The 20,379-nt window shown below is 60.2% G+C and carries 21 protein-coding genes and 1 pseudogene; 8 read left to right on the top strand and 14 right to left on the bottom strand.

Translation table 11 applies throughout. The features are described from left to right. The first annotated feature begins 332 nt into the window (after positions 1-332). The 3 genes from DOCECA_RS16360 (at position 333) to grxD (ending at position 3,302) form a co-directional block, all read left to right on the top strand. Positions 333-620, top strand: coding sequence for a hypothetical protein (locus DOCECA_RS16360; protein WP_420765227.1), 288 nt, complete (start codon positions 333-335; stop codon positions 618-620). Between the two features lie 131 nt (positions 621-751). After that, the gene (locus tag DOCECA_RS16355; protein WP_445570803.1) at positions 752-2,860 is read left to right on the top strand and encodes a molybdopterin oxidoreductase family protein; all 2,109 of its coding nucleotides are present in this window, start codon (positions 752-754) and stop codon (positions 2,858-2,860) included. Positions 2,861-2,960: 100 nt separating this feature from the next. Continuing rightward, positions 2,961-3,302, top strand: coding sequence for a Grx4 family monothiol glutaredoxin (gene grxD / locus DOCECA_RS16350; protein WP_186569763.1), 342 nt, complete (start codon positions 2,961-2,963; stop codon positions 3,300-3,302). 98 nt (positions 3,303-3,400) lie between these two features. Here the strand turns inward: grxD and bfr are convergent, their stop codons facing one another. Both bfr and DOCECA_RS16340 read right to left on the bottom strand, forming a co-directional pair. Then, complete coding sequence (gene bfr / locus DOCECA_RS16345; protein ID WP_053124544.1) at positions 3,401-3,874, bottom strand: bacterioferritin; 474 nt, start codon at positions 3,872-3,874, stop codon at positions 3,401-3,403. 198 nt (positions 3,875-4,072) lie between these two features. Further along, positions 4,073-4,291 (bottom strand): bacterioferritin-associated ferredoxin, encoded by a 219-nt coding sequence (locus tag DOCECA_RS16340; protein WP_039591750.1) that lies wholly within the window; start codon positions 4,289-4,291, stop codon positions 4,073-4,075. Positions 4,292-4,575: 284 nt separating this feature from the next. Here DOCECA_RS16340 and DOCECA_RS16335 point away from each other — a divergent pair, with 284 nt between their 5' ends. Continuing rightward, complete coding sequence (locus tag DOCECA_RS16335) at positions 4,576-5,178, top strand: peroxiredoxin (RefSeq protein ID WP_039591751.1); 603 nt, start codon at positions 4,576-4,578, stop codon at positions 5,176-5,178. Positions 5,179-5,279: 101 nt separating this feature from the next. Here DOCECA_RS16335 and rnt read toward each other — a convergent pair whose 3' ends face one another. Together rnt and pyrC are read right to left on the bottom strand one after the other, a co-directional pair. Continuing rightward, on the bottom strand, positions 5,280-5,957 hold the full coding sequence (gene rnt / locus DOCECA_RS16330) for a ribonuclease T (protein ID WP_420765224.1): 678 nt from the start codon (positions 5,955-5,957) through the stop codon (positions 5,280-5,282). Then, positions 5,954-7,000: a dihydroorotase gene (gene pyrC / locus DOCECA_RS16325; RefSeq protein ID WP_420765223.1), complete on the bottom strand. Its 1,047-nt coding sequence runs from the start codon at positions 6,998-7,000 to the stop codon at positions 5,954-5,956. The genes rnt and pyrC overlap by 4 nt, the downstream gene beginning before the upstream one ends. A 188-nt stretch (positions 7,001-7,188) precedes the next feature. Between pyrC and DOCECA_RS16320 the strand changes: the two genes are divergently transcribed. Beyond that, complete coding sequence (locus tag DOCECA_RS16320; protein WP_434560295.1) at positions 7,189-8,187, top strand: flagellar protein MotY; 999 nt, start codon at positions 7,189-7,191, stop codon at positions 8,185-8,187. A 128-nt stretch (positions 8,188-8,315) separates the two neighbouring features. Next, positions 8,316-9,533 carry an argininosuccinate synthase gene (locus tag DOCECA_RS16315; protein ID WP_024779511.1) on the top strand — a complete coding sequence of 406 codons (1,218 nt, stop codon included), beginning with the start codon at positions 8,316-8,318 and terminating at the stop codon, positions 9,531-9,533. A gap of 87 nt (positions 9,534-9,620) precedes the next feature. Here the strand turns inward: DOCECA_RS16315 and DOCECA_RS16310 are convergent, their stop codons facing one another. Beyond that, entirely contained in the window at positions 9,621-10,118 is a 498-nt protein-coding gene (locus DOCECA_RS16310) for a hypothetical protein (protein ID WP_434560293.1), read from the bottom strand. A gap of 472 nt (positions 10,119-10,590) precedes the next feature. On the opposite strand from DOCECA_RS16310, the gene DOCECA_RS16305 reads away from it, so the two are divergent. Then, a complete protein-coding gene (locus DOCECA_RS16305; protein ID WP_445570802.1) occupies positions 10,591-11,217 on the top strand; it encodes a response regulator in 627 nt (208 codons plus the stop codon). A gap of 49 nt (positions 11,218-11,266) precedes the next feature. Here the strand turns inward: DOCECA_RS16305 and DOCECA_RS16300 are convergent, their stop codons facing one another. The 8 genes from DOCECA_RS16300 to metG all read right to left on the bottom strand — a co-directional run bounded on the left by DOCECA_RS16300 (position 11,267) and on the right by metG (position 18,061). Beyond that, positions 11,267-11,452, bottom strand: coding sequence for a PA3496 family putative envelope integrity protein (locus tag DOCECA_RS16300; protein WP_420765219.1), 186 nt, complete (start codon positions 11,450-11,452; stop codon positions 11,267-11,269). 107 nt (positions 11,453-11,559) lie between these two features. After that, positions 11,560-12,198: an endonuclease III gene (gene nth / locus DOCECA_RS16295; RefSeq protein ID WP_420765218.1), complete on the bottom strand. Its 639-nt coding sequence runs from the start codon at positions 12,196-12,198 to the stop codon at positions 11,560-11,562. Beyond that, complete coding sequence (locus tag DOCECA_RS16290) at positions 12,195-12,725, bottom strand: Rnf-Nqr domain containing protein (RefSeq protein ID WP_445570801.1); 531 nt, start codon at positions 12,723-12,725, stop codon at positions 12,195-12,197. Before DOCECA_RS16290 ends, nth begins: the two co-directional genes overlap by 4 nt. Next, positions 12,718-13,329, bottom strand: coding sequence for an RnfABCDGE type electron transport complex subunit G (locus DOCECA_RS16285; RefSeq protein WP_434607405.1), 612 nt, complete (start codon positions 13,327-13,329; stop codon positions 12,718-12,720). The genes DOCECA_RS16290 and DOCECA_RS16285 overlap by 8 nt, the downstream gene beginning before the upstream one ends. Continuing rightward, positions 13,326-14,312, bottom strand: a complete 987-nt coding sequence (locus DOCECA_RS16280; protein WP_434607403.1) for an RnfABCDGE type electron transport complex subunit D — start codon at positions 14,310-14,312, stop codon at positions 13,326-13,328. The genes DOCECA_RS16285 and DOCECA_RS16280 overlap by 4 nt, the downstream gene beginning before the upstream one ends. Then, complete coding sequence (rsxB, locus tag DOCECA_RS16275; protein ID WP_434607401.1) at positions 14,299-15,321, bottom strand: electron transport complex subunit RsxB; 1,023 nt, start codon at positions 15,319-15,321, stop codon at positions 14,299-14,301. The genes DOCECA_RS16280 and rsxB overlap by 14 nt, the downstream gene beginning before the upstream one ends. After that, complete coding sequence (locus tag DOCECA_RS16270) at positions 15,318-15,890, bottom strand: Rnf-Nqr domain containing protein (protein ID WP_420765213.1); 573 nt, start codon at positions 15,888-15,890, stop codon at positions 15,318-15,320. Before DOCECA_RS16270 ends, rsxB begins: the two co-directional genes overlap by 4 nt. A 125-nt stretch (positions 15,891-16,015) precedes the next feature. Further along, the gene (metG, locus tag DOCECA_RS16265) at positions 16,016-18,061 is read right to left on the bottom strand and encodes a methionine--tRNA ligase (RefSeq protein WP_420765212.1); all 2,046 of its coding nucleotides are present in this window, start codon (positions 18,059-18,061) and stop codon (positions 16,016-16,018) included. Between the two features lie 235 nt (positions 18,062-18,296). Between metG and apbC the strand changes: the two genes are divergently transcribed. Beyond that, positions 18,297-19,391 carry an iron-sulfur cluster carrier protein ApbC gene (gene apbC / locus DOCECA_RS16260; protein ID WP_420765211.1) on the top strand — a complete coding sequence of 365 codons (1,095 nt, stop codon included), beginning with the start codon at positions 18,297-18,299 and terminating at the stop codon, positions 19,389-19,391. A 129-nt stretch (positions 19,392-19,520) separates the two neighbouring features. Here the strand turns inward: apbC and DOCECA_RS16255 are convergent. Continuing rightward, positions 19,521-20,279, bottom strand: a pseudogene (locus tag DOCECA_RS16255) (SDR family oxidoreductase). Positions 20,280-20,379: the final 100 nt, after the last annotated feature.

The raw sequence follows: 20,379 nt of genomic DNA, 5'->3' as shown, positions 1-20,379 counted from the left end.
GCGGCAAAAGCCGCACGGGGCGACGAAATAGGGGAAAGGCGCGATATTGACATTAAATGTCGCGTCTTACCAATAGGGCTACGGTTATGAGGGATTTCAGCGAGGCCAATGCAGAGTTGCATTGGCGTGGATGAGGCCGGTTTCCTGACAGCAGCGGGTTCATTTGTACACTGGCGTTGCGTCGCTTGGCAATCGAGCAGGGCGGGCATCGGGTGGTTGGCGGTCGGTTTTTGACCCGCTGGCCCGGGTCGTCGGTCTGTTGCCAAATGTGAAATATTTCCTAATGCAGGACCCTGAGTTATAAATGAACCCCTAGCCGCAGGAGCCCCGAAATGGATTCGAAAGAGCAACGACTGATGGAACTGTTGGGGCTGACGGCACGCACCCTGACCCACCTGACCGCTTCGGTGACGTCCATGTCATTCGAATTGCTGCGCAGCGATGACGAAGTGACCAAGGCGGCGGGGCGCCGCATGATCGATCGGATGGCCACGATCAGCGGTGGTCTCGATGAGCACTGGCGCTTGATTGGCGAGTTGACCGGGGTGCCCATGGCCCAGGAGGAAGTGCAGACCATCGAGGAAATCCAACTGCTGGCGCCTCCTCCCGAGCAGCCTTGACAGCGACACATCGGCGGGCCTGATGCCTGGCGATTCACAGGACGAACGTCGCTGGCGCTACCGGGCATCCCGCGCCATAGTTTTGTTCCCGCGGCCCAAAGTGCCCGCTACGAATAAAACAGAGGCTGGCCATGACCAAGACCCTCCATCACCGTGCGTGCCATCTGTGCGAGGCCATCTGTGGCCTGACTCTCGAAACCACCGAAACCGAAGGCCAAGGCCTGGCGATCACCTCGATCAAGGGTGATCCGCTGGACAGTTTCAGTCGTGGGCACATCTGCCCCAAGGCCGTGGCGTTGCAGGATATCCAGAACGATCCGGACCGCCTGCGCCAGCCCATGCAACGAGTCGGCGGCGAGTGGCAGCCCATCGCCTGGGACGACGCCTTTGCCTTGGTGGCCGAACGCCTTGCGGCGATCCAGGAGCGCCACGGCCAGAACGCGGTGGGGGTCTATCAGGGCAACCCCAGCGTGCACAACTATGGATTGATGACCCACAGCAACTATTTCCTCGGCTTGTTGAAAACCCGCAGCCGCTTTTCGGCGACTTCGGTTGATCAATTGCCCCATCACCTGACCAGTCACTTGATGTACGGTCACGGCTTGCTGCTGCCGATACCGGACATCGATCACACCGATTTCATGCTGATCCTGGGGGGTAATCCGCTGGCTTCCAATGGCAGCATCATGACCGTGCCGGATGTGGAGAAACGGCTGAAGGCAATCCAGTCCCGGGGCGGCCGGGTGGTGGTGGTCGATCCGCGGCGCAGCGAGACGGCGGCCATCGCCGACCAGCATGTATTCGTACGCCCCGGCGGCGATGCCGCGCTGCTGTTTGGCTTGCTTGGCACCTTGTTCAGCGAAGGACTGACGCGTGACAGTCATTTGCCGGTGGACGGCCTCGAAGAGGTGCGCCAGGCCGTTGCACCTTTCACCGCAGAGGCCATGAGCCCGCTTTGTGGGGTGCCTGCCCCGCAGATCCGCCAATTGGCCCGTGATTTCGCTGCCGCGCCGTCGGCCGTGTGCTATGGCAGGATGGGTGTTTCGACCCAGGCTTTCGGCACGCTGTGCCACTGGCTGATCCAGGTGATCAACCTGGTGACCGGCAATCTTGATCGAGTAGGCGGGGCACTGTGCACCGAGCCAGCGGTGGATTTGGTGGCGACCACTTCGGGCGGGCACTTCAATCGCTGGCAAAGCCGTGTATCCGGGCGTCCCGAATATGCGGGCGAGTTGCCTGTATCGACCCTCGCCGAAGAAATGCTCACCGGGGGCGAAGGGCAGATCCGTGCGCTGGTCACCGTGGCCGGCAACCCCGTGCTGTCCACGCCTAACGGACGGCAGCTCGAGCAAGCGCTGGATGGGCTTGAGTTCATGGTCAGCATCGACTTGTACATCAACGAAACCACGCGCTACGCCGACTTGATCCTGCCGTCGACCTCGGCCCTGGAAAATGATCATTACGACACCACGTTCAACCTGTTCGCCGTGCGTAACGTCAGCCGCTTCAACCGGGCCATCCTGCCCAAGCCCGAGGGAGCGCTGCACGATTGGGAGATTTTTGTCGGCCTGGCCAAGGCTTTTGCCGCCCGGACCGGCAAGGAGCTCAAGCCGACGATGCCGCCGGCGCAGATGATCGATTTCGGCCTGCGAGCCGGGATGTATGGCGATGCTTCGCCCTACAGGTTGTCCTTGGCAACGCTGTTCGATCATCCCCACGGTATCGATCTCGGAGCGCTCAAGCCCAATCTGACGGCCCGGTTGAAAACCGAAAATGGCCGCGTGCAGGCTGCGCCCGCCGTCATCCTCGCCGACCTGGCGCGCTTTGCCGCGTTGCGAGCGCCGGCAGCGGACGAGTTGCTGATGATTGGCCGGCGCCATGTGCGCAGCAATAACTCATGGATGCATAATTTCCACCGGCTGGTGAAAGGCAAGCCGCGTCATCAATTGCTGATGCATCCGCAAGACCTTGCCAGCCGGGGGCTTGTCGATGGGCAGCGCGTGAAGGTCAGCTCCCGGGTCGGCGTGATTGAAGTGGAGCTCCAGAGCAGCCCGGACATGATGAAAGGCGTGGTCAGCCTTCCTCACGGTTGGGGGCATGCTCGTCCTGGCGTGCAGATGACCATCGCCAGCGGACAGCCTGGGTCCAGCGCCAACGACCTGACCGATGAGCGCCAGCTCGATGAGTTATCCGGCAACGCGGCGCTGAACGGTGTTCCGGTGAAGGTGGCGGCTGCGTAAAATTGTCCCCGGGGCGGACCGAGCAAGGTGCTCGGCTTTCCGTTACAATGCGCCACCGTGTCGACATCTGTAGTCGCAAAAGTTCAAGCCGAGGTGCTCCGTGGATATCATCGAAACGATCAAAGAACAGATTGCCAACAACACCATCCTGCTCTACATGAAAGGCTCGCCGAACGCCCCACAGTGCGGCTTCTCGGCCAAGGCTGCTCAGGCGGTGATGGCGTGTGGCGAGAAGTTCGCCTACGTGGACATCCTGCAGAACCCGGAAATCCGCGCCAACCTGCCCAAGTACGCCAACTGGCCAACCTTCCCACAGTTGTGGGTTGGCGGTGAGCTGATCGGCGGCAGTGACATCATGACTGAGATGGCCGCCGACGGTTCGTTGCAGTCTACGATCAAGGCAGCTGTGGAAGCAGCGGCGGCTAACAAGTCCGAAGCCTGATCGACCGCAGTACTGTAGGAGCCTGGCCATCCAGGCAATAAAAAGCCCCGCACCTCGAAAGAGGGCGGGGCTTTTTAGTGGCTTGCTTTCGAGGGCGCTTATTCTTCGCCCATCTGCGATTGCAGGTAATTTTCCAGACCGATCTTGTCGATCAGGCCCAGCTGGGTTTCGAGCCAGTCGATGTGCTCTTCCTCGGATTCGAGAATGTCTTCCAGCAGTTCGCGGCTACCGAAGTCGCCAACGCTTTCGCAATGGGCAATGGCGGCTTTCAGGTCGGCGTGGCCGGTGCGCTCGATGCGCAGGTCGCACTCGAGCATTTCACGAGTATGTTCGCCGATGTGCAGCTTGCCCAGGTCCTGGACGTTCGGCAGGCCTTCGAGAAACAGGATTCGCTTGATCAGCTTGTCCGCATGTTTCATTTCATCGATGGATTCGTGGTACTCGTGCTTGCCCAGCTTGTTCAGGCCCCAATCCTCGTACATGCGTGCATGCAAGAAGTACTGATTGATCGCGACCAGCTCATTGGCAAGGATCTTGTTGAGATGCTGGATGACTGTAATGTCGCCTTTCATGATGAGGGCCTGCCCTGATAACTGTGTATTAAGGCGGAGTTTGAGCCGAGCTATTACGAGTGTCAAACCTAAGTTATTGAATAATAAATGAAAATTAATCGGAATAAGAATGTTTGTGTTCCGCGTCTGGAAGCTAAGCATTTGATTTTCGGGCATAAAAAAACCGGACATTGAGTCCGGTTCTTTGAATATCTGGATTTATGCGGCCGTAAATTCTGCCGGATAAGGGATCGAGGCTTGCGCGGTCTGAACTTTGGCGAGGGTTTCACGCACCACTTCCTTGGCGAGGCAGGCGCATTTGCCGCATTGGCTGGCTACGCCGGTGGCCTGGCGGACTTCCCGGTAGCTGCAGCAACCCTCATAGATCGCTTCGCGGATTTGTCCGTCGGTGACGCCAGTGCAGAGGCATACATACATAAGTGAGAACCGTCGCTGGTTGTGACTCAATTGAGACGGATCTTAATGTTAACGAGAATGATTGTCAAAGTGGTTTCCTGCGCTGGTTGACGAACGGTGTCGAGCGCCTGCCATCAAGCGGGCATCGGATTTCCTGGGCCGCCAAAAAACCGTTGAGGACAGGCCAAACGTGCGGTGTATGATGGTCGGTCCTTGCAAAGCGGGTTCGTGTCACAGGGCTGTCGCCTGAGGGTGGCAGGCTGGCGCGGACCTTGTTTTCACGTTACTACACCAGGAGATATCCAATGAGCGTACTCGTAGGCAAACAAGCCCCTGACTTCACCGTTCCCGCCGTCCTCGGCAATGGCGAAATCGTCGACAGCTTCACCCTGTCCTCGGCCATCAAAGGCAAATACGGCCTGGTGTTCTTCTACCCGCTGGACTTCACTTTCGTTTGCCCGTCCGAGCTGATCGCACTGGATCACCGCATGGACGACTTCAAGGCGCGCAACGTTGAAGTGGTCGCCGTTTCGATCGACTCGCACTTCACCCACAACGCCTGGCGCAACACCGCCATCAATGCCGGTGGCATTGGCCCGGTGAAATACACCATGGCTGCCGACATGAAGCACGAAATCGCCAAGGCCTACGACGTTGAGTCCGAAGGCGGCGTGGCCTTCCGTGGCGCGTTCCTGATCGACGACAAAGGCGTGGTCCGTTCGCAGATCATCAACGACCTGCCGCTGGGACGTAACATGGAAGAGCTGATCCGTCTGGTTGACGCCCTGCAGTTCCACGAAGAGCATGGCGAAGTCTGCCCGGCCAACTGGAAAAAAGGCGACAAGGGCATGACCGCATCGCCTGAAGGTGTAGCTGCCTACCTGGGCGAGCACAGCGACAAGCTGTAAGCGCACCCATGCATAAAAAAACCGGCCCTCGATGGGCCGGTTTTTTTATGGACGTTTCTTGGCGCAGCACAGATCCCTCGCCACAAAGAGCCAGGCTGATGTCAGTCGTCGAAATCCTGCCAGCCACCCATTTCCTTCCACCGGTTGACGATGCCGCAAAAAAGCTCGGCGGTTTTCTCGGTGTCGTAGCGGGCCGAATGGGCTTCACGGCCATCGAAATCGATGTCGGCTGCCTGGCACGCCTTGGCCAACACGGTCTGGCCATACGCCAGGCCTGCAAGGGTGGCCGTGTCGAAGCTGGAGAATGGATGGAAAGGGTTGCGCTTCATGTCCAGGCGCGCCACGGCGGCATTGAGGAAGCCCAGGTCGAAGCTGCTGTTGTGGCCAACCAGGATCGCTCGCTTGCAACCGTTGGCCTTCAGCGCCTTGCGCACACCACGGAAGATGTCGGTCAGCGCGGTCTCTTCGCTGACGGCCATGCGCAGCGGATGATCGAGCTTGATCCCGGTGAACTCCAGGGCAGCCGCTTCGATGTTGGCGCCTTCGAACGGTTCGACCCGGAAGAAATAGGTGTGGTCGGGGAAGACGAAGCCTTTCTCGTCCATGCCGATGGTCGTCGCGGCGATTTCCAGCAGCGCATCGGTGGCCGAGTTGAAACCGCCGGTTTCTACATCGACCACGACCGGCAGATAACCCCGGAAGCGAGCCGCCATTGGATGGCGCGGGCCGCCTGAGCCGCCGTTGCCGTCCAGTTCGTCATCGAAATGATCTTCACTCACGCGTTTTCCTCCAGCAGGCGCCAGCGCAGTTTTTCACCGGCGCGCAGCGGGATGACAGTCTGCTCGCCAAACGGCAGGCTGGCAGGGGCGGTCCACTCATCGCGAACCAGGGTAATACGATCGGTGTTCACCGGCAGGCCATAGAAGCGTGGGCCATGCAGGCTGGCGAAACCTTCGAGCTTGTCCAGGGCGTTGCGCTGCTCGAATGCCTCGGCATACATCTCGATGGCGGCGTAGGCGGTGTAACAGCCGGCGCAACCGCAGGCGGCTTCCTTGGCGTGACGGGCGTGGGGCGCCGAGTCGGTGCCCAGGAAGAACTTGGCGCTGCCGCTGGTGGCGGCGTCCAGCAAGGCTTCCTGATGGGTGTTGCGCTTGAGGATCGGCAGGCAGTAGAAATGCGGCCGGATCCCGCCCACCAGCATGTGGTTGCGGTTGTACAGCAGGTGGTGTGCGGTAATGGTCGCGCCGACGTTGGCCGAGGCCTCGTTGACGAATTGCACGGCATCGCCGGTGGTGATGTGCTCGAACACCACCTTCAGCGTCGGGAAGCGTTCGACGACGCGACGCATGTGTTCGTCGATGAAGATCTTCTCGCGGTCGAACACATCGACGTCGCCCCGGGTGACCTCGCCATGGATCAACAATGGCATGCCGACTTCGGCCATGACCTCCAGCGCAGGGAAGATCTTGTCGATGCTGGTGACACCGGAATCCGAGTTGGTGGTGGCGCCAGCGGGGTACAACTTGGCCGCGTGGACGAAACCACTGGCCTTGGCCTCGCGTATTTCTTCGGGCTGGGTGCGGTCGGTGAGGTAAAGCACCATCAGCGGTTCGAAGCGGCTGCCAGCCGGGCGTGCAGCCAGGATGCGCTGGCGATAGCCATCGGCCTCGGCAGCGTTACGCACGGGCGGAACCAGGTTAGGCATGATGATGGCGCGGCCAAAAGTGCGCGCGACATCGGCGACGGTATGGGTCAACACAGCACCATCGCGAAGATGAATATGCCAGTCGTCGGGACGCAGCAGGGTCAGGCGGTCGGACATGGGGGGCTTCCAGGCGGGTAAATCTCTGGCGAATGCTACCGGAAAAGACCGATCCGGGCACCCGCTATCAAGTTTTGCCGCAAGTTACCGATAGCCCCTTCAGGTGTGCCACGATTGCGTGCAGTGTCTAGGCCAAGCGGCATGCCCAGCGTTTTTCGATTTCCGTATAAAAGCCAGTGGAGCCTCCCGTGCGCCAGCGTTATCTAGCCTTGCTCAGTGTGTTTGCCAGCCTTCCTGCGATGGCGCTCACTTTCCAGACCCGTCTGGAGAGCATTGAGTGGACGGTCGAAGGCGATAAGTTCGAGTGTCGGCTGAGTCAGCCGATCACCGATTTTGGCAGCGGCGAATTCGTGCGCAAGGCGGGCGAGCAGGCCACGTTCCGGCTCAAGGCCTATAACCCGATGCTCGGTGGCGGCTCCGCGACGTTGCTGGCGGCGGCGGCGCCCTGGCAGCCAGGACGAGGCGATATCAACCTGGGCTCGGTCAGGATCGGTAGCGGCGATGTGCTGTTCAACAGCTCCCAGGTGCAGGCGGGCCGCTTGATCAGCGGGCTGATGGAAGGTCGCAGCCCCGTGGTGCGGCGTAACACCGACGATGGGCGGGTGTCGGAAGTCCGGTTGTTGCCCGTGCGCTTCAACAAGGCGTTCAGCGATTACCAGGGCTGTGTCGCGAAGCTGTTGCCGAAGAACTTCGAACAGATCAAGCAAACCCAGATCGGTTTTCCCGGCGAAGGCATCGAGCTCGACGCCCAGGCCAAGGCTCAGTTGCAGGTCATGCTCGACTTCATCAAGGCTGACCCGAGCGTCAATCATGTCGAACTCGACGGCCACTCCGACAACAGTGGCAACCGCCTGACCAACCGCGAGCTGTCGCGCCGCCGGGCCCTGGCCGTCCAGGACTTCTTCAAGGCCAACGGCTTCCAGGAGTCTCAGTTTACCGTTCGCTTCCATGGCGAGCGTTATCCGCTGGTGCCCAATACCAACGCCGCCAATCGGGCCAAGAACCGTCGTGTGCTGGTAAAACTGGAGCGGGGCGCCGCACCGGCCTCGGCCCCACAGCCGCCAACCCCTGCGACAACGCCTGCGGTGCCTGCCGTGGCGCCCGCTGCCGCGCCGGGCAAGCCGGCGACGCCAGTGGCCCCGGCCAAGGCGGCTACGCCCGCTGCGGCTACTGCGCGCACTTCCTGATCGCGCCTTGATCGTCGCGCAGCTGACATAATCTGTCGCTTCGTCGTCATAAGCTGTCGCGCCTCTGTAAATTATCCGCGGTGGACGTTAGACTTGCCGGCTTTCCGTACAACCCGTGGAGTGATGGCATGGCGGACGTAAACAAGGTCGTTCTGGCGTATTCCGGCGGCCTGGACACTTCGGTGATCCTCAAGTGGCTGCAGGACACATATAACTGCGAAGTGGTGACCTTCACCGCTGACCTGGGACAGGGCGAGGAAGTCGAGCCTGCACGCGCCAAGGCCCAGGCCATGGGCGTCAAAGAGATCTATATCGATGACCTGCGCGAAGAATTCGTCCGCGACTTCGTCTTCCCGATGTTCCGCGCCAACACTGTTTACGAAGGCGAATACCTGCTGGGCACGTCCATCGCCCGTCCGCTGATTGCCAAGCGCTTGATCGAAATCGCCAACGAAACCGGTGCCGATGCCATTTCCCATGGGGCGACCGGCAAGGGCAACGACCAGGTACGTTTCGAGCTGGGTGCCTATGCCCTCAAGCCGGGCGTGAAGGTCATTGCTCCATGGCGCGAGTGGGACTTGCTGTCCCGTGAAAAGCTGATGGACTACGCCGAGAAGCACGCGATCCCGATCGAGCGTCATGGCAAGAAAAAATCTCCGTACTCGATGGATGCCAACCTGTTGCACATCTCCTATGAAGGCGGCGTGCTGGAAGACACCTGGACCGAGCACGAAGAAGACATGTGGCGTTGGACCGTCTCCCCCGAGAAGGCTCCCGATACCCCGCAATACCTGGAACTGACCTATCGCAATGGCGACATCGTTGCGCTCGATGGCGTGGAAATGAGCCCGGCCACTGTGCTGGCGACCCTGAACCGCATCGGTGGCGAACACGGCATCGGTCGCCTCGACATCGTCGAGAACCGCTATGTCGGTATGAAGTCCCGTGGTTGCTACGAAACCCCAGGCGGCACCATCATGCTGCGCGCCCACCGGGCGATCGAATCGATCACCCTGGATCGCGAAGTGGCTCACTTGAAGGATGAGTTGATGCCCAAGTACGCCAGCCTCATCTACACCGGCTACTGGTGGAGCCCTGAGCGTCTGATGCTGCAACAGATGATCGATGCCTCCCAGGTCAACGTGAACGGTGTCGTGCGCCTGAAGCTGTACAAGGGCAACGTGATCGTGACCGGGCGCAAGTCCGACGACTCGCTGTTCGATGCCAACATCGCCACTTTTGAAGAAGACGGTGGTGCCTACAACCAGGCCGACGCGGCCGGCTTCATCAAGCTCAACGCCCTGCGCATGCGCATCGCGGCGAACAAGGGTCGCAAGCTGTTCTGATGCAATCCGAAAACGGCCTGCCGCATGGCAGGCCGTTTTCTGTTATTTCCCCATCCCGTGTGTCGCTGCAGCCGTTTCCCTTATGGCTCACCCCGCCTGTTTATCCGGCAGTGTCCCTGCGCCGTTCCCGTTGTAAACAACGAAGACGATGATGGTCTTGCCCTCAAGACGCCGTCCCGAGTCCTTAGCCCAATACATGTCGACCGACGGGTGGGATGAAGTGTGCTTGAACGCATCGTCCAGAGCCGTGCACTTATTCCATCGATAAGACTGCGACAGGAAATCAGCCTTGCTTCCTTGGCGTGATCTACGTCTACGCCGACAGGATGACTCAGCCGCACCCCTTATGAAGTGCTTGGTTTTGTGGAAATCCGAGGGCGAGTACAAGGAACGGTAGTTGAAGTTGAGTGTGATAAAGAAAAGAAATAACAGGTAAAACGGGAAGCTAATGAGGAACCATACATAGTACTCTCGCTCTTCATCATCCAGAAACGGCAAGGAAATAGCTGCGGAAGTTTCGGAGATCGTTGCGAATACAGCGATCAGTGTCAGGGGGTTGGCGATGGTTCTTAATGATCTTTTCATGGTGAGTGCTCATAAGTAATAGTGTGCTCGATTGTTTGAGTTGATCGAATAAATGAAATTGCCCGGCCGCTAGAATAACCCTGCGATCAGGCAGCGTTCTCTTTCGTGTGCTGGTAAGTGGAGTCTTTTTTATACAGAAAACTGAATCTTCCGAGCTAAACTTTTGCGGTTTGTCTTTAAATAAATCGGTAACTTTTTATGAGGGAAATGCTTTTCCCTGGGTGGCAGGTAATCAGGTTTTTGACGAGAAGGCGCATTATTCATAGGGTGTTCGACGCGTGAGAATTGCCGTTCGCACCCCTCGGGAAAATTCATGGCACATTATTTCGAAGGTTATTTGTAGGATTTTTCTGCGTTGCTTGTAGGTTGCGTCTTTCGCTGCGAGCGGTAAGGGGGGACGACATGCCAAGGAAGAAATGACTAGGCTATTGTGCGTGCTCTAAAAATTCGAACAGCGAAGTTGGATTTGCCCATGAATAAAGTGCTGATCGTGGATGATCATCCCGTCATTCGTCTTGCTGTACGTTTGCTGATGGAGCGTCATGGATATGAAGTTATTGCCGAAACGGATAACGGCGTCGATGCATTGCAGATTGCCCGGGAACAAATGCCCGACATCGTTATTCTGGATATTGGAATTCCGAAGTTGGATGGATTGGAGGTTATCGCTCGCCTGACCATCAATCCTTCGCCATTGAAAGTGCTGGTGCTGACTTCCCAGGCCCCTGGACATTTTTCGATGCGCTGCATGCAAACGGGGGCCGCCGGCTATGTATGCAAACAGCAAGACCTGACCGAACTGTTGAGTGCGATAAAAGCGGTGCTGTCGGGCTATAGCTATTTTCCCAACCAGGCATTGCACACGGTGCGTTCAAGCCTTGGCAATGCCAGCGAGTCGGATATGGTGGAACGTTTGTCCGGGCGAGAGATGATGGTGCTGCAGCAACTGGCTCGCGGTAAGACCAACAAAGAGATCGCGGATCGGATGTTCCTGAGCAACAAGACCGTCAGCACCTACAAAACCCGCTTGTTGTTGAAGCTCAATGCCCGTTCGCTGGTGGACCTGATTGAACTGGCACAACGAAATGGACTGGTCTGAATCGGGCACGCGTACAGTAAAAAGCCTCCATCTGGGAGGCTTTTACGTGTCAGAGATCAAAATCGTAATCGGCGAGTTGCTTTTGGAGACGACGCTCTTCCAACAGGTTGTCGATGGTGCGGCGTTTACTCAGGTTGGTTTTTGCCACTTCCACGACAACAGGTTCCGCATCGTCACCTTCAACGGCGACGAAATCGTCTTCCACTACATCCAGTTGTTCTTTGCCAGTACTCATGGGGTCGACTCCAGGCTAAGACTGCCATTGGCGCTCCTTATATCGATAAACAACCGGCGGGTAAAAAAGATTTTTTCAATCGGCGGATGCGTAAAAGCAATAGCGCATCAATCGTCCGATGTCTTGTGCTTATATTCACATAGGTCTTCGATCCGGCAGCTCCCGCAACGGGGCTTGCGGGCCAGGCAGACGTAACGCCCATGCAGGATCAGCCAGTGGTGTGAATCCAGAAGGTAATCCTTGGGGACGAATTTCATGAGCTTCTTTTCCACTTCCACCACGTTCTTGCCCGGCGCCAGCCCAGTCCGGTTACTGACGCGGAAAATGTGGGTGTCGACGGCCATCGTCAATTGACGGAATGCGGTATTGAGAACCACATTGGCGGTCTTGCGACCGACACCTGGAAGAGCTTCCAGCGCTTCGCGGGACTGGGGAATCTCACCGCCGTGACGCTCGATCAGCAGGCGACAGGTCTCGATCACGTTTTTCGCCTTGCTGTTGAAAAGCCCGATGGTCTTGATGTACTCGGACAGCCCTTCGACGCCCAAGGCAAGGATCGCCTGCGGTGTATTGGCTACGGGAAAAAGCTTGGCCGTGGCTTTGTTGACACCGACGTCGGTGGATTGGGCCGATAGAATCACCGCGATCAGCAACTCGAAAGGGGAAGAGTAGGCCAGTTCGGTCTTTGGCTCGGGGTTGTCTTCATGAAAACGACGAAAGATTTCCAGACGTTTTGCGGCGTTCATGGGCGCGGCGTTTCCTCTTGGGTCGAACGGGGTTTGATGCCTGTCCAGGCTTGATAGGCGGCGAGCAGCAGGCCGAGCAGAATGAATCCGCCGGGGGCGAGCAGGGCCATTGGCACGCCTCTGCCGATCAGCTCGCGCAAAGCGCCCAGGCTGACGATCAAGAGGCCGAACTGCGCCGCCAACCTGAGGTGAGCAAGCCAGCGGCGCTCGACGACAGCGGTTTGTTCCAGGGTCACGCAGCTCAGTGCGATCCATGCGGTGTACATGCTCAGCGCGCCATGGCGCTCTAACATCCAGGCCTGGACGAGGAGGTCGGCGCAGGCGGTCATGGCGGCGGCCACGACGCAGGATGCGATGAGTCGCTGGCGGTCCGTAAGGCGCGGCCCCAGCAATGCCTGTGTCGAGGCGTGGGCGAGGCTGATCAAGACCCAGGCGAGCCACAGGACCAGCGCATTCACCAGCGAGTCGCTGGCTCCCACCAGAGGAACGAGCACGAGGCCGCGGGACCAGGGTATGGAGTTATTCATGACTGATCGCTCCCGTCAGCTGCGTCTTATGCCCGTCGAAGTAACGCAACGCATCGTGGACAGCCTGGAGCACCGCCCTGGATGTGACCGTCGCGCCAGCCAACTGGTCGAACTGGCCGTGATCCTTTTTCAACGCCCAACTCTCATCGGCGGGCACCTGGCTCGACTTGCCCTCGAAGGTTTGCAGCCAGGCATTCGGCCAGCCGGCTATCGCCGCGCCGAGGCCGGGAGTTTCCGACTGGCGCAGGGTTTTTACGCCCAACACGCGTCCTGTCGGATCCACGGCGATCAGTAGCTCGATGCTGCCCTCGTAGCCCTGTACCTGGCTGCTTAGCAACACGGCGCTGGGCACTGCGTCGCGAGTTGCCAGGTAAGCGCCCAGCAATGTGCTGCGGGGCAGCGTCACCGGAGCCGCGATGAGCGGTTGCGCCATCGGCTGATTGTCGTAACGGTCGGGCGGCAGTATGTCGAGCAAGGTCCGGTTGGCGATGGCTTGGCGCTGCGCCTCGATGCGCCCGGCGGTGCCGGTTTGCACCAGGTACGTGGCGCCGATGGCAAGGCCGCCAAGCAACACCAGGATCGCAACGCCGGCGATTTTTTTCATGTCAGCGGGCGCCTTTGTCGTGCCTCGACGAAGCGCTCCAGGGCCGGCACGCCGAGATTCATCAACAACACCGCAAACGCTATGCCGTCCGGCAACCCACCCCAGGCGCGGATCACGTAGACCAGCAGCCCCGCGCCTACGCCGAACAACAGTCGGGCAAACGGGGCTTTGGCGCCCGACACGGGTTCGGTCACGATGAAAAACGCGCCGAGCATGGTTGCGCCGGTCAGCAGATGAAACAGTGGCGAACCGTGGGAATCCGAGCCCGAACCGTTCCAGAACAACAGGCTGACGGTGAACAGGCTGGCCAGCATGCCCACGGGGGCGTGCCACGTGAAAATCCGTTGTTGCAACAGGAACAGGCCGCCGGCAAGGAACCCCAGGTTGATCCACTCCACACCGTGTCCGCCCCAGCGGCCGAACGCCGGGTCGCTGGCAAACAGCTCGTCGATGGTCAGGCTGGTGTTTACCCGCAGGCTGTCCAACGCGGTGGCGCCGGCCCAGCCATCGGGGGGCTGGCCCATGTCGGCGACCAGGCGCAAACCGTCCATCAGGCCCAGGCCATGGGTCGTTGGCCATTGGCTCATGTATTGGGGGAACGCCATCAATACCAGGGCATACCCGAGCATCGCTGGATTGAACGGATTGCTGCCGACCCCACCCCAAAGGTGCTTGCCAAACAACAAGGCGCAGGCGACCGCCGTGACGGTCAGCCACCAAGGGCAATACGCTGGCAAGGCCAGGGCCAGCAAGGTGGCACTGACCAATGCGCTGCCGTCGCCCAGGTCTGGCTTGATGGGTCGTCGCCGCAAACGCAATATCAGCGCCTCGATCGCCAGCGCGGTCAGCCCGGACAACAACAGGTTCAGCAACACACCCCAACCAAAGAACCACATCGAGGCCAGTACGCCGGGCAACGTCGCCAGCAGTACACGCCGCATCGCCTGGCGCAGCCGTTCGTCCAGCGGATCAGCGAGCGGCATGGACATCCACCTGCCGCTCGGCGTCCTTGACGGCTTGCTCCAATGCTTGAAGCTGCTCCGCAGAGGCAGCGGCCGCCCGGGCCTTGCTGAGTTCGGCGCGACGCATCGCCAGCTGAATCTTGGCCCGCTTCAGTTCGGCGTCATTTGCCGGCACCGGTGCCGGTGCCGGTGCCGGCGTGGCGGGCGACGCAGCGCTTTCCAGTTGGGCCAATGCCTGTTCTGCCGCTTCGAACTGGCGTTGCAGCACGATCAGCCGTGACTGTTGCTCGTAGGTCGGCGGATGGCCGAACGCTCTCAAGGACTTGTGCAACTGTGCCCGACTCATGGCCAAATCGACCTTGGCTTTCTTCAGGGCGGCATCCGCAGTGGCGGCTTTCTGCGCGCGCACTCGCTCCAATGCTGCCTGCACGGGATCGAGTGGCTGCGCCCGGGCCGGTTGGGCGTTCCGCTGGATTCTGGCCAGGCGCTCGGCTTGGCGCGCCTCGTCTTCACGACGCAAGCGCGCGTTGCGTTGCTCGAAACGCTGACGAGCGTGATTGCGCTTGGCGGCTCGCGCTTGCCGCTCCTCGTCGCTGGAGGCGAGTCCTCCCACGATCGGCGTTACCGTCGCCACCGGCAATGGCCGCATCTCGATGCAATCCACCGGGCAAGGCGCCACGCAAAGATCACAGCCGGTGCATTCGTCGATGAGAACGGTGTGCATCAGCTTTGCCGCGCCGACAATCGCATCCACCGGGCAGGCCTGGATGCACTTGGTGCAGCCGATGCATTCGGCTTCCCGGATAAACGCGATTTGCGCCGGTGCCGCGCCGCGACTGGCGTCCAGCTCCAAGGCCGGCACCCGCATCAGTTCGGCCAAGGCTGCGATGGTTTCCCGTCCGCCAGGCGGACATTTGTTGATCGGCTCACCCTGGGCGATCCCTTCGGCATAGGGCTTACACCCGGGGTGACCGCACTTGCCGCATTGAGTTTGCGGAAGCAGGGCATCGATGTGTTGAATCAGGTTCATGTCTTGACCAGCCCGCGCAATCCGAGAAACGCCACTGCCATCAGGCCGGCGCTGATCAGTTGGATCGGCAGCCCCCGCAAGGGCATGGGAATATCGTTGTCGTGGATTCGCTGTCGCAAGTCTTCGAACAGGCTTAACACCAGCCAGAAACCCAGTCCACCCCCCAGGCTCAAGGACATGGCGTGGCCCAGGCCGGTGGCCTCCCGGCTATTGAGCAGCGTGACGCCCAATATGCCGACATTGCCGAGTAGCAGCGGCCACAAGCCAGCAAGCGGCAGCATGGGCAGCCAGTGCTTCAGCAGCCCCAGCACCGGCCTGATCAGCAAGACACTCAGGGGCAGCCATAGCAAGAGCCGCATTGACGCCAGGCCGGCCGGGACCAGCAACCATTGGTCGATCAGATAGCCCACGCTCCCGACACAGAGCATCAGGCACGCCGTCGCCAGGCCCAGGGCATGCACCTGGCTTCGACCCTTGGCTGCCAGCAACGGATCGACGCCCAGCGGCCAATGCAACACCAGGTTGTTGATCAGGGCCGCGCTCAACAGGGATAAGAGGATTTCGGTCATGGCTATGGGGCGATAGGGCCTGTGACAGGATGGGCATTATCCGGCACACCGTGACGGCGAGCCAGATATGAAAATCCCACAGTCACTCGTTAGCGACTGTGGGATCGGTGCCGCGTGCAGTTGCGTTACTTGATCCGCTGGCCCGGCTTGGCGCCGCTATCGGGGCTTAGCAGGTAGATCTCTTCGCCGCCGGGGCCCGCCGCCATCACCATGCCCTCGGAAATACCGAAACGCATTTTGCGTGGCTTGAGGTTGGCGATCATCATCGTCAGCCGGCCTTCAAGCTTGGCTGGGTCAGGGTAGGCGCTCTTGATGCCGGAGAACACGTTGCGCTGCTCGTCACCGATGTCCAAGGTCAGGCGCAACAGCTTGTCGGCCCCTTCGACCGCTTCAGCCTTGACGATCAGCGCCACGCGCAGGTCGATCGCCGCGAAGGCGTCGAAGTCGATTTCAGGCGACAGCGGGTCCTTGGCCAGTTCGCCGTTGCCGCTCGGGCCGCCGGTGTCGGTCTGGCTGGCGGCCAGGTCTTCCTTGGAGGCGTCGATCATCGCTTGCACCTTGGTCGCGTCGATGCGGGTCATCAGCGGCTTGAACTCGTTCAACTGATGATCGCTCAGCAGGGTCTGGTGATCGTTCCAGGACAGGGGCGCGACGTTGAGGAACGCTTCGGCATCGGCGGCCAGCAGCGGCAGCACCGGCTTGAGGAAAATCACCAGTTGGCGGAACAGGTTAATGCCCAGGGCGCAGATCGCCTGGACTTCATCCTGCTTGCCGTCCTGCTTGGCCAACGACCAGGGTGCCTTGTCGGCGATCCACGCGTTGGCGCGGTCGGCCAGGGCCATGATCTCGCGCATGGCGCGTGCAAAGTCGCGGCTCTCATAGGCATCGGCGATGCTTGGCGCGGCGGCGAGGAAGGCGTCGGTCAGTTCCGGCGCGGCGTTACCGGCAACCAGCACGCCAGCGTTGCCTTTGTGGATGAAACCGGCGCAACGGCTGGCAATGTTGACGACCTTGCCCACCAGGTCGGAGTTGACCTTCTGCACGAAGTCTTCGAGATTCAGGTCCAGGTCGTCGACGCCACGGCCGAGCTTGGCGGCGTAGTAGTAACGCAGGTATTCCGGCGACAGGTGGTCCAGGTAGGTCCGCGCCTTGATGAACGTGCCGCGGGACTTGGACATCTTCTGGCCGTTGACGGTCAGGTAGCCGTGGACGTTGATGCCGGTCGGTTTGCGGAAACCGGCGCCTTCGAGCATGGCGGGCCAGAACAGCGCGTGGAAGTTGACGATGTCCTTGCCGATGAAGTGATACACCTCGGCGGTGGAATCCTTGGCCCAGAAGGCGTCGAAGTCCAGCCCCGGGGTGCGGTCGCAGAGGTTCTTGAAACTGGCCATGTAGCCAATGGGCGCGTCCAGCCACACATAGAAATACTTGCCTGGCTCGCCAGGGATCTCGAAGCCGAAGTACGGCGCATCGCGGGAAATGTCCCACTCCTGCAGGCCCGAGTCGAGCCACTCGGCGAGCTTGTTGGCAACCGCGTCCTGCAGCGTGCCGCTGCGGGTCCAGGTCTGCAGCATCTGCTGGAAATCCGGCAGCTTGAAGAAGAAATGCTGGGAGTCCCTGAGCACCGGGGTTGCACCGGAAATCGCCGATTTCGGGTCTTTCAGGTCGGTCGGGGCGTAGGTGGCGCCGCATTTTTCGCAGTTGTCGCCGTACTGGTCCTCGGTGCCGCATTTCGGGCAGGTGCCCTTGATGAAGCGGTCGGCCAGGAACATTTTCTTTTCCGGGTCGAAATATTGGGTCACCGACCGGGTGGAAATATGCCCGGCGTCACGCAGCTTCAGGTAGATCTGGCTCGACAGCTCACGGTTTTCTTCGGCGTGGGTGGAGTGGAAGTTGTCGAAGTCCACCAGGAACTCGGCAAAGTCGGCGCTGTGTTCAGCCTGGACGTTGGCGATCAGTTGTTCCGGGGTGATGCCTTCTTTTTCCGCGCGCAACATGATGGCCGAGCCGTGGGCGTCGTCGGCGCAGACATAAATGCATTGGTTGCCGCGATGTTTCTGGAAGCGCGTCCACATATCGGTCTGGATGTATTCCAGCATGTGGCCAAGGTGGATCGAACCATTGGCGTAGGGCAGGGCGCTGGTGACGAGGATCTTGCGTGGCTCGGACATGGGGCTCGGCTACTTGATGAAACGGAGGTCGGCCACTATAAAGCGCCGGGAAATATATTTCACCCCACGGGCCTGTTTCCAGATGCATTGCTGGAGAGCACAGGCCCAACCTTTGGCGAGGGGATAAATCCCCTCGCCAAAGAAGGTCAGCGTTCGAATGGTAATCGGGTCGCCACAAAAGCATGTGCGGCGTAGGATAGCGGCCTGTTTTCAAGTCTTGCTATCGGAGTTGCCCATGAGCGCCGTCAATCGCGCAGCGGTGGAAGCCGTCCTTCGCCAGTACACCGACCCTTACCTGAACCAGGACCCGGTCAGCGCCGGATGCGTGCGGGCCCTCGATATCCAGGGCGATCGCGTCACTGTCCATCTGGAAATCGGCTACGCCGCCGATCTGTTCAAGAAGGGTTGGGCGCAAATGCTGCAAATGGCCATCGAGGGGCTGGACGGTGTCACGGCGGCCAAGGTCGAAGTGACCAGCGTCATTGCCGCTCACAAGGCCCAGGCCCAAGTGCCTGGACTTGCGAACGTCAAGAATGTCATCGCGGTCGCCTCGGGCAAGGGCGGCGTGGGCAAGTCCACCACTGCCGCCAACCTGGCGCTGGCGCTTGCCCGTGAAGGTGCGAAGGTCGGGATTCTCGATGCGGATATCTATGGTCCGAGCCAGGGCATCATGTTTGGCATCGCCGAGGGTACTCGCCCACAGATAAAGGATCAGAAATGGTTCGTGCCGATCCAGTCACACGGCGTGGAAGTCATGTCCATGGCGTTCCTGACCGATGACAACACCCCCATGGTCTGGCGCGGGCCGATGGTGTCCGGCGCCTTGTTGCAGTTGGTCACGCAAACCGCCTGGGGCGACCTGGATTACCTGGTCATCGACATGCCGCCAGGCACCGGCGATATTCAGCTGACCCTGGCACAGAAAGTCCCGGTGGCCGGCGCGGTGATCGTCACCACGCCCCAGGACCTGGCCTTGCTGGATGCGCGCAAAGGCGTGGAGATGTTCCGCAAGGTGAACATCCCGGTGCTGGGCGTGGTGGAGAACATGGCCGTGCACATTTGCTCGAACTGCGGGCACGCCGAGCATCTGTTCGGTGAAGGCGGTGGGGAAAAACTGGCAACCCAGTACGGCGTCGAACTGCTGGCCTCGCTGCCGTTGTCGATGGTGATCCGCGAACAGGCAGACGGTGGCAAGCCAACCGTCATCGCCGAACCGGACAGCCAGATCGCCATGGTCTACCAGGAGCTGGCTCGCCACGTCGGCGCGCGGATCGTATTGCAGGAAGCCGCGTCGCCTGTGATGCCGAACATCACCGTCAGCGACGATTGATAGAGTGAAACCCTATCCACTGTGGGAGCGAGCCTGCTCGCGATAGCGGTCTGACATTTCAACATTGATGCAAGCTGACCCGGCGCCATCGCGAGCAAGCTCGCTCCCACATTTTGCTAGGCGGTGGGTTTAGATCCGCATTCCACCATCCATCTCCAGGATCCGACCGGTGTAGTAGTCGTTTTCGAAGATGTAGGCCGCCGAATGCGCGATCTCCTCAGGCTTGCCCATGCGCTTGAGCGGGATCACCGAAGTCATTCGTTCCAAGGCCTCTGGTTTCATGCCCAGGGTCATTTCGGTTTCGATGAACCCCGGCGCGATGCCCGCCACACGGATGCCGTAGCGCGCCAGTTCCTTGGCCCAGGTCACGGTGGCAGCGGCCACGCCGGCCTTGGCGGCCGAGTAGTTGGTCTGGCCGATGTTGCCGGCGCGGGAGATCGACGAGATATTGATGATCGCGCCGCTGTTCTTCAGCTCGACCATCTTGGCCGCCACTTCACGGGTGCACAGGAACACACCTGTAAGGTTCACGTCGATCACGGCCTGCCACTGGGCCAGGCTCATCTTGGTCATTTCGCCGTCCTTGACCTTGAGCAACAGGCCATCGCGCAGGATGCCAGCGTTATTGATCAGCCCATGGATCGCGCCGAAGTCCTGCGCAACGCGGGCCACCATGTCGATCACCTAGTCTTCATTGGCGACGTTGCACAAGTAGGCGCGAGCCTCGACGCCCTTGGAGGCGCAGGCGGCGACCGCTTGGTCGAGTTTCTCCTGATTGAGGTCGACCAGCGCCAGCTTCGCGCCCTTGCCGGCGAAATACTCGGCCATGGAACGCCCCAGGCCCTGGCAACCGCCAGTGATAATGATTATTTTGTCAGTGAGTTGCATTCTCATGTCCAGATGGCGCAGCGGTGGAGGGACTGTTTAGGTAGCGCTCGATTTGCGGGTTTGGCCCGGCTGCAAGCGAGACAGTCCAGAGGTGTCTGGA

The organism is Pseudomonas sp. E102, from assembly GCF_052660185.1.
The sequence above is the reverse complement of the archived record's forward strand: the minus strand, read 5'-3'. Positions and strand labels throughout refer to the sequence as shown.

Bases quoted from the DNA above. Each gene is read 5' to 3' on its own strand.
- apbC (WP_420765211.1), top strand. From the start codon at position 18,297: ATGAGCGCCGTCAATCGCGCAGCGGTGGAAGCCGTCCTTCGCCAGTAC.
- pyrC (WP_420765223.1), bottom strand. From the start codon at position 7,000: ATGTCCGACCGCCTGACCCTGCTGCGTCCCGACGACTGGCATATTCAT.
- DOCECA_RS16315 (WP_024779511.1), top strand. From the start codon at position 8,316: ATGGCGGACGTAAACAAGGTCGTTCTGGCGTATTCCGGCGGCCTGGAC.
- DOCECA_RS16310 (WP_434560293.1), bottom strand. From the start codon at position 10,118: ATGAAAAGATCATTAAGAACCATCGCCAACCCCCTGACACTGATCGCT.
- DOCECA_RS16280 (WP_434607403.1), bottom strand. From the start codon at position 14,312: ATGCCGCTCGCTGATCCGCTGGACGAACGGCTGCGCCAGGCGATGCGG.
- metG (WP_420765212.1), bottom strand. From the start codon at position 18,061: ATGTCCGAGCCACGCAAGATCCTCGTCACCAGCGCCCTGCCCTACGCC.
- rsxB (WP_434607401.1), bottom strand. From the start codon at position 15,321: ATGAACCTGATTCAACACATCGATGCCCTGCTTCCGCAAACTCAATGC.
- DOCECA_RS16335 (WP_039591751.1), top strand. From the start codon at position 4,576: ATGAGCGTACTCGTAGGCAAACAAGCCCCTGACTTCACCGTTCCCGCC.
- DOCECA_RS16360 (WP_420765227.1), top strand. From the start codon at position 333: ATGGATTCGAAAGAGCAACGACTGATGGAACTGTTGGGGCTGACGGCA.
- DOCECA_RS16305 (WP_445570802.1), top strand. From the start codon at position 10,591: ATGAATAAAGTGCTGATCGTGGATGATCATCCCGTCATTCGTCTTGCT.
- DOCECA_RS16290 (WP_445570801.1), bottom strand. From the start codon at position 12,725: ATGAATAACTCCATACCCTGGTCCCGCGGCCTCGTGCTCGTTCCTCTG.
- nth (WP_420765218.1), bottom strand. From the start codon at position 12,198: ATGAACGCCGCAAAACGTCTGGAAATCTTTCGTCGTTTTCATGAAGAC.
- DOCECA_RS16355 (WP_445570803.1), top strand. From the start codon at position 752: ATGACCAAGACCCTCCATCACCGTGCGTGCCATCTGTGCGAGGCCATC.
- DOCECA_RS16270 (WP_420765213.1), bottom strand. From the start codon at position 15,890: ATGACCGAAATCCTCTTATCCCTGTTGAGCGCGGCCCTGATCAACAAC.
- DOCECA_RS16340 (WP_039591750.1), bottom strand. From the start codon at position 4,291: ATGTATGTATGCCTCTGCACTGGCGTCACCGACGGACAAATCCGCGAA.
- bfr (WP_053124544.1), bottom strand. From the start codon at position 3,874: ATGAAAGGCGACATTACAGTCATCCAGCATCTCAACAAGATCCTTGCC.
- DOCECA_RS16285 (WP_434607405.1), bottom strand. From the start codon at position 13,329: ATGAAAAAAATCGCCGGCGTTGCGATCCTGGTGTTGCTTGGCGGCCTT.
- DOCECA_RS16300 (WP_420765219.1), bottom strand. From the start codon at position 11,452: ATGAGTACTGGCAAAGAACAACTGGATGTAGTGGAAGACGATTTCGTC.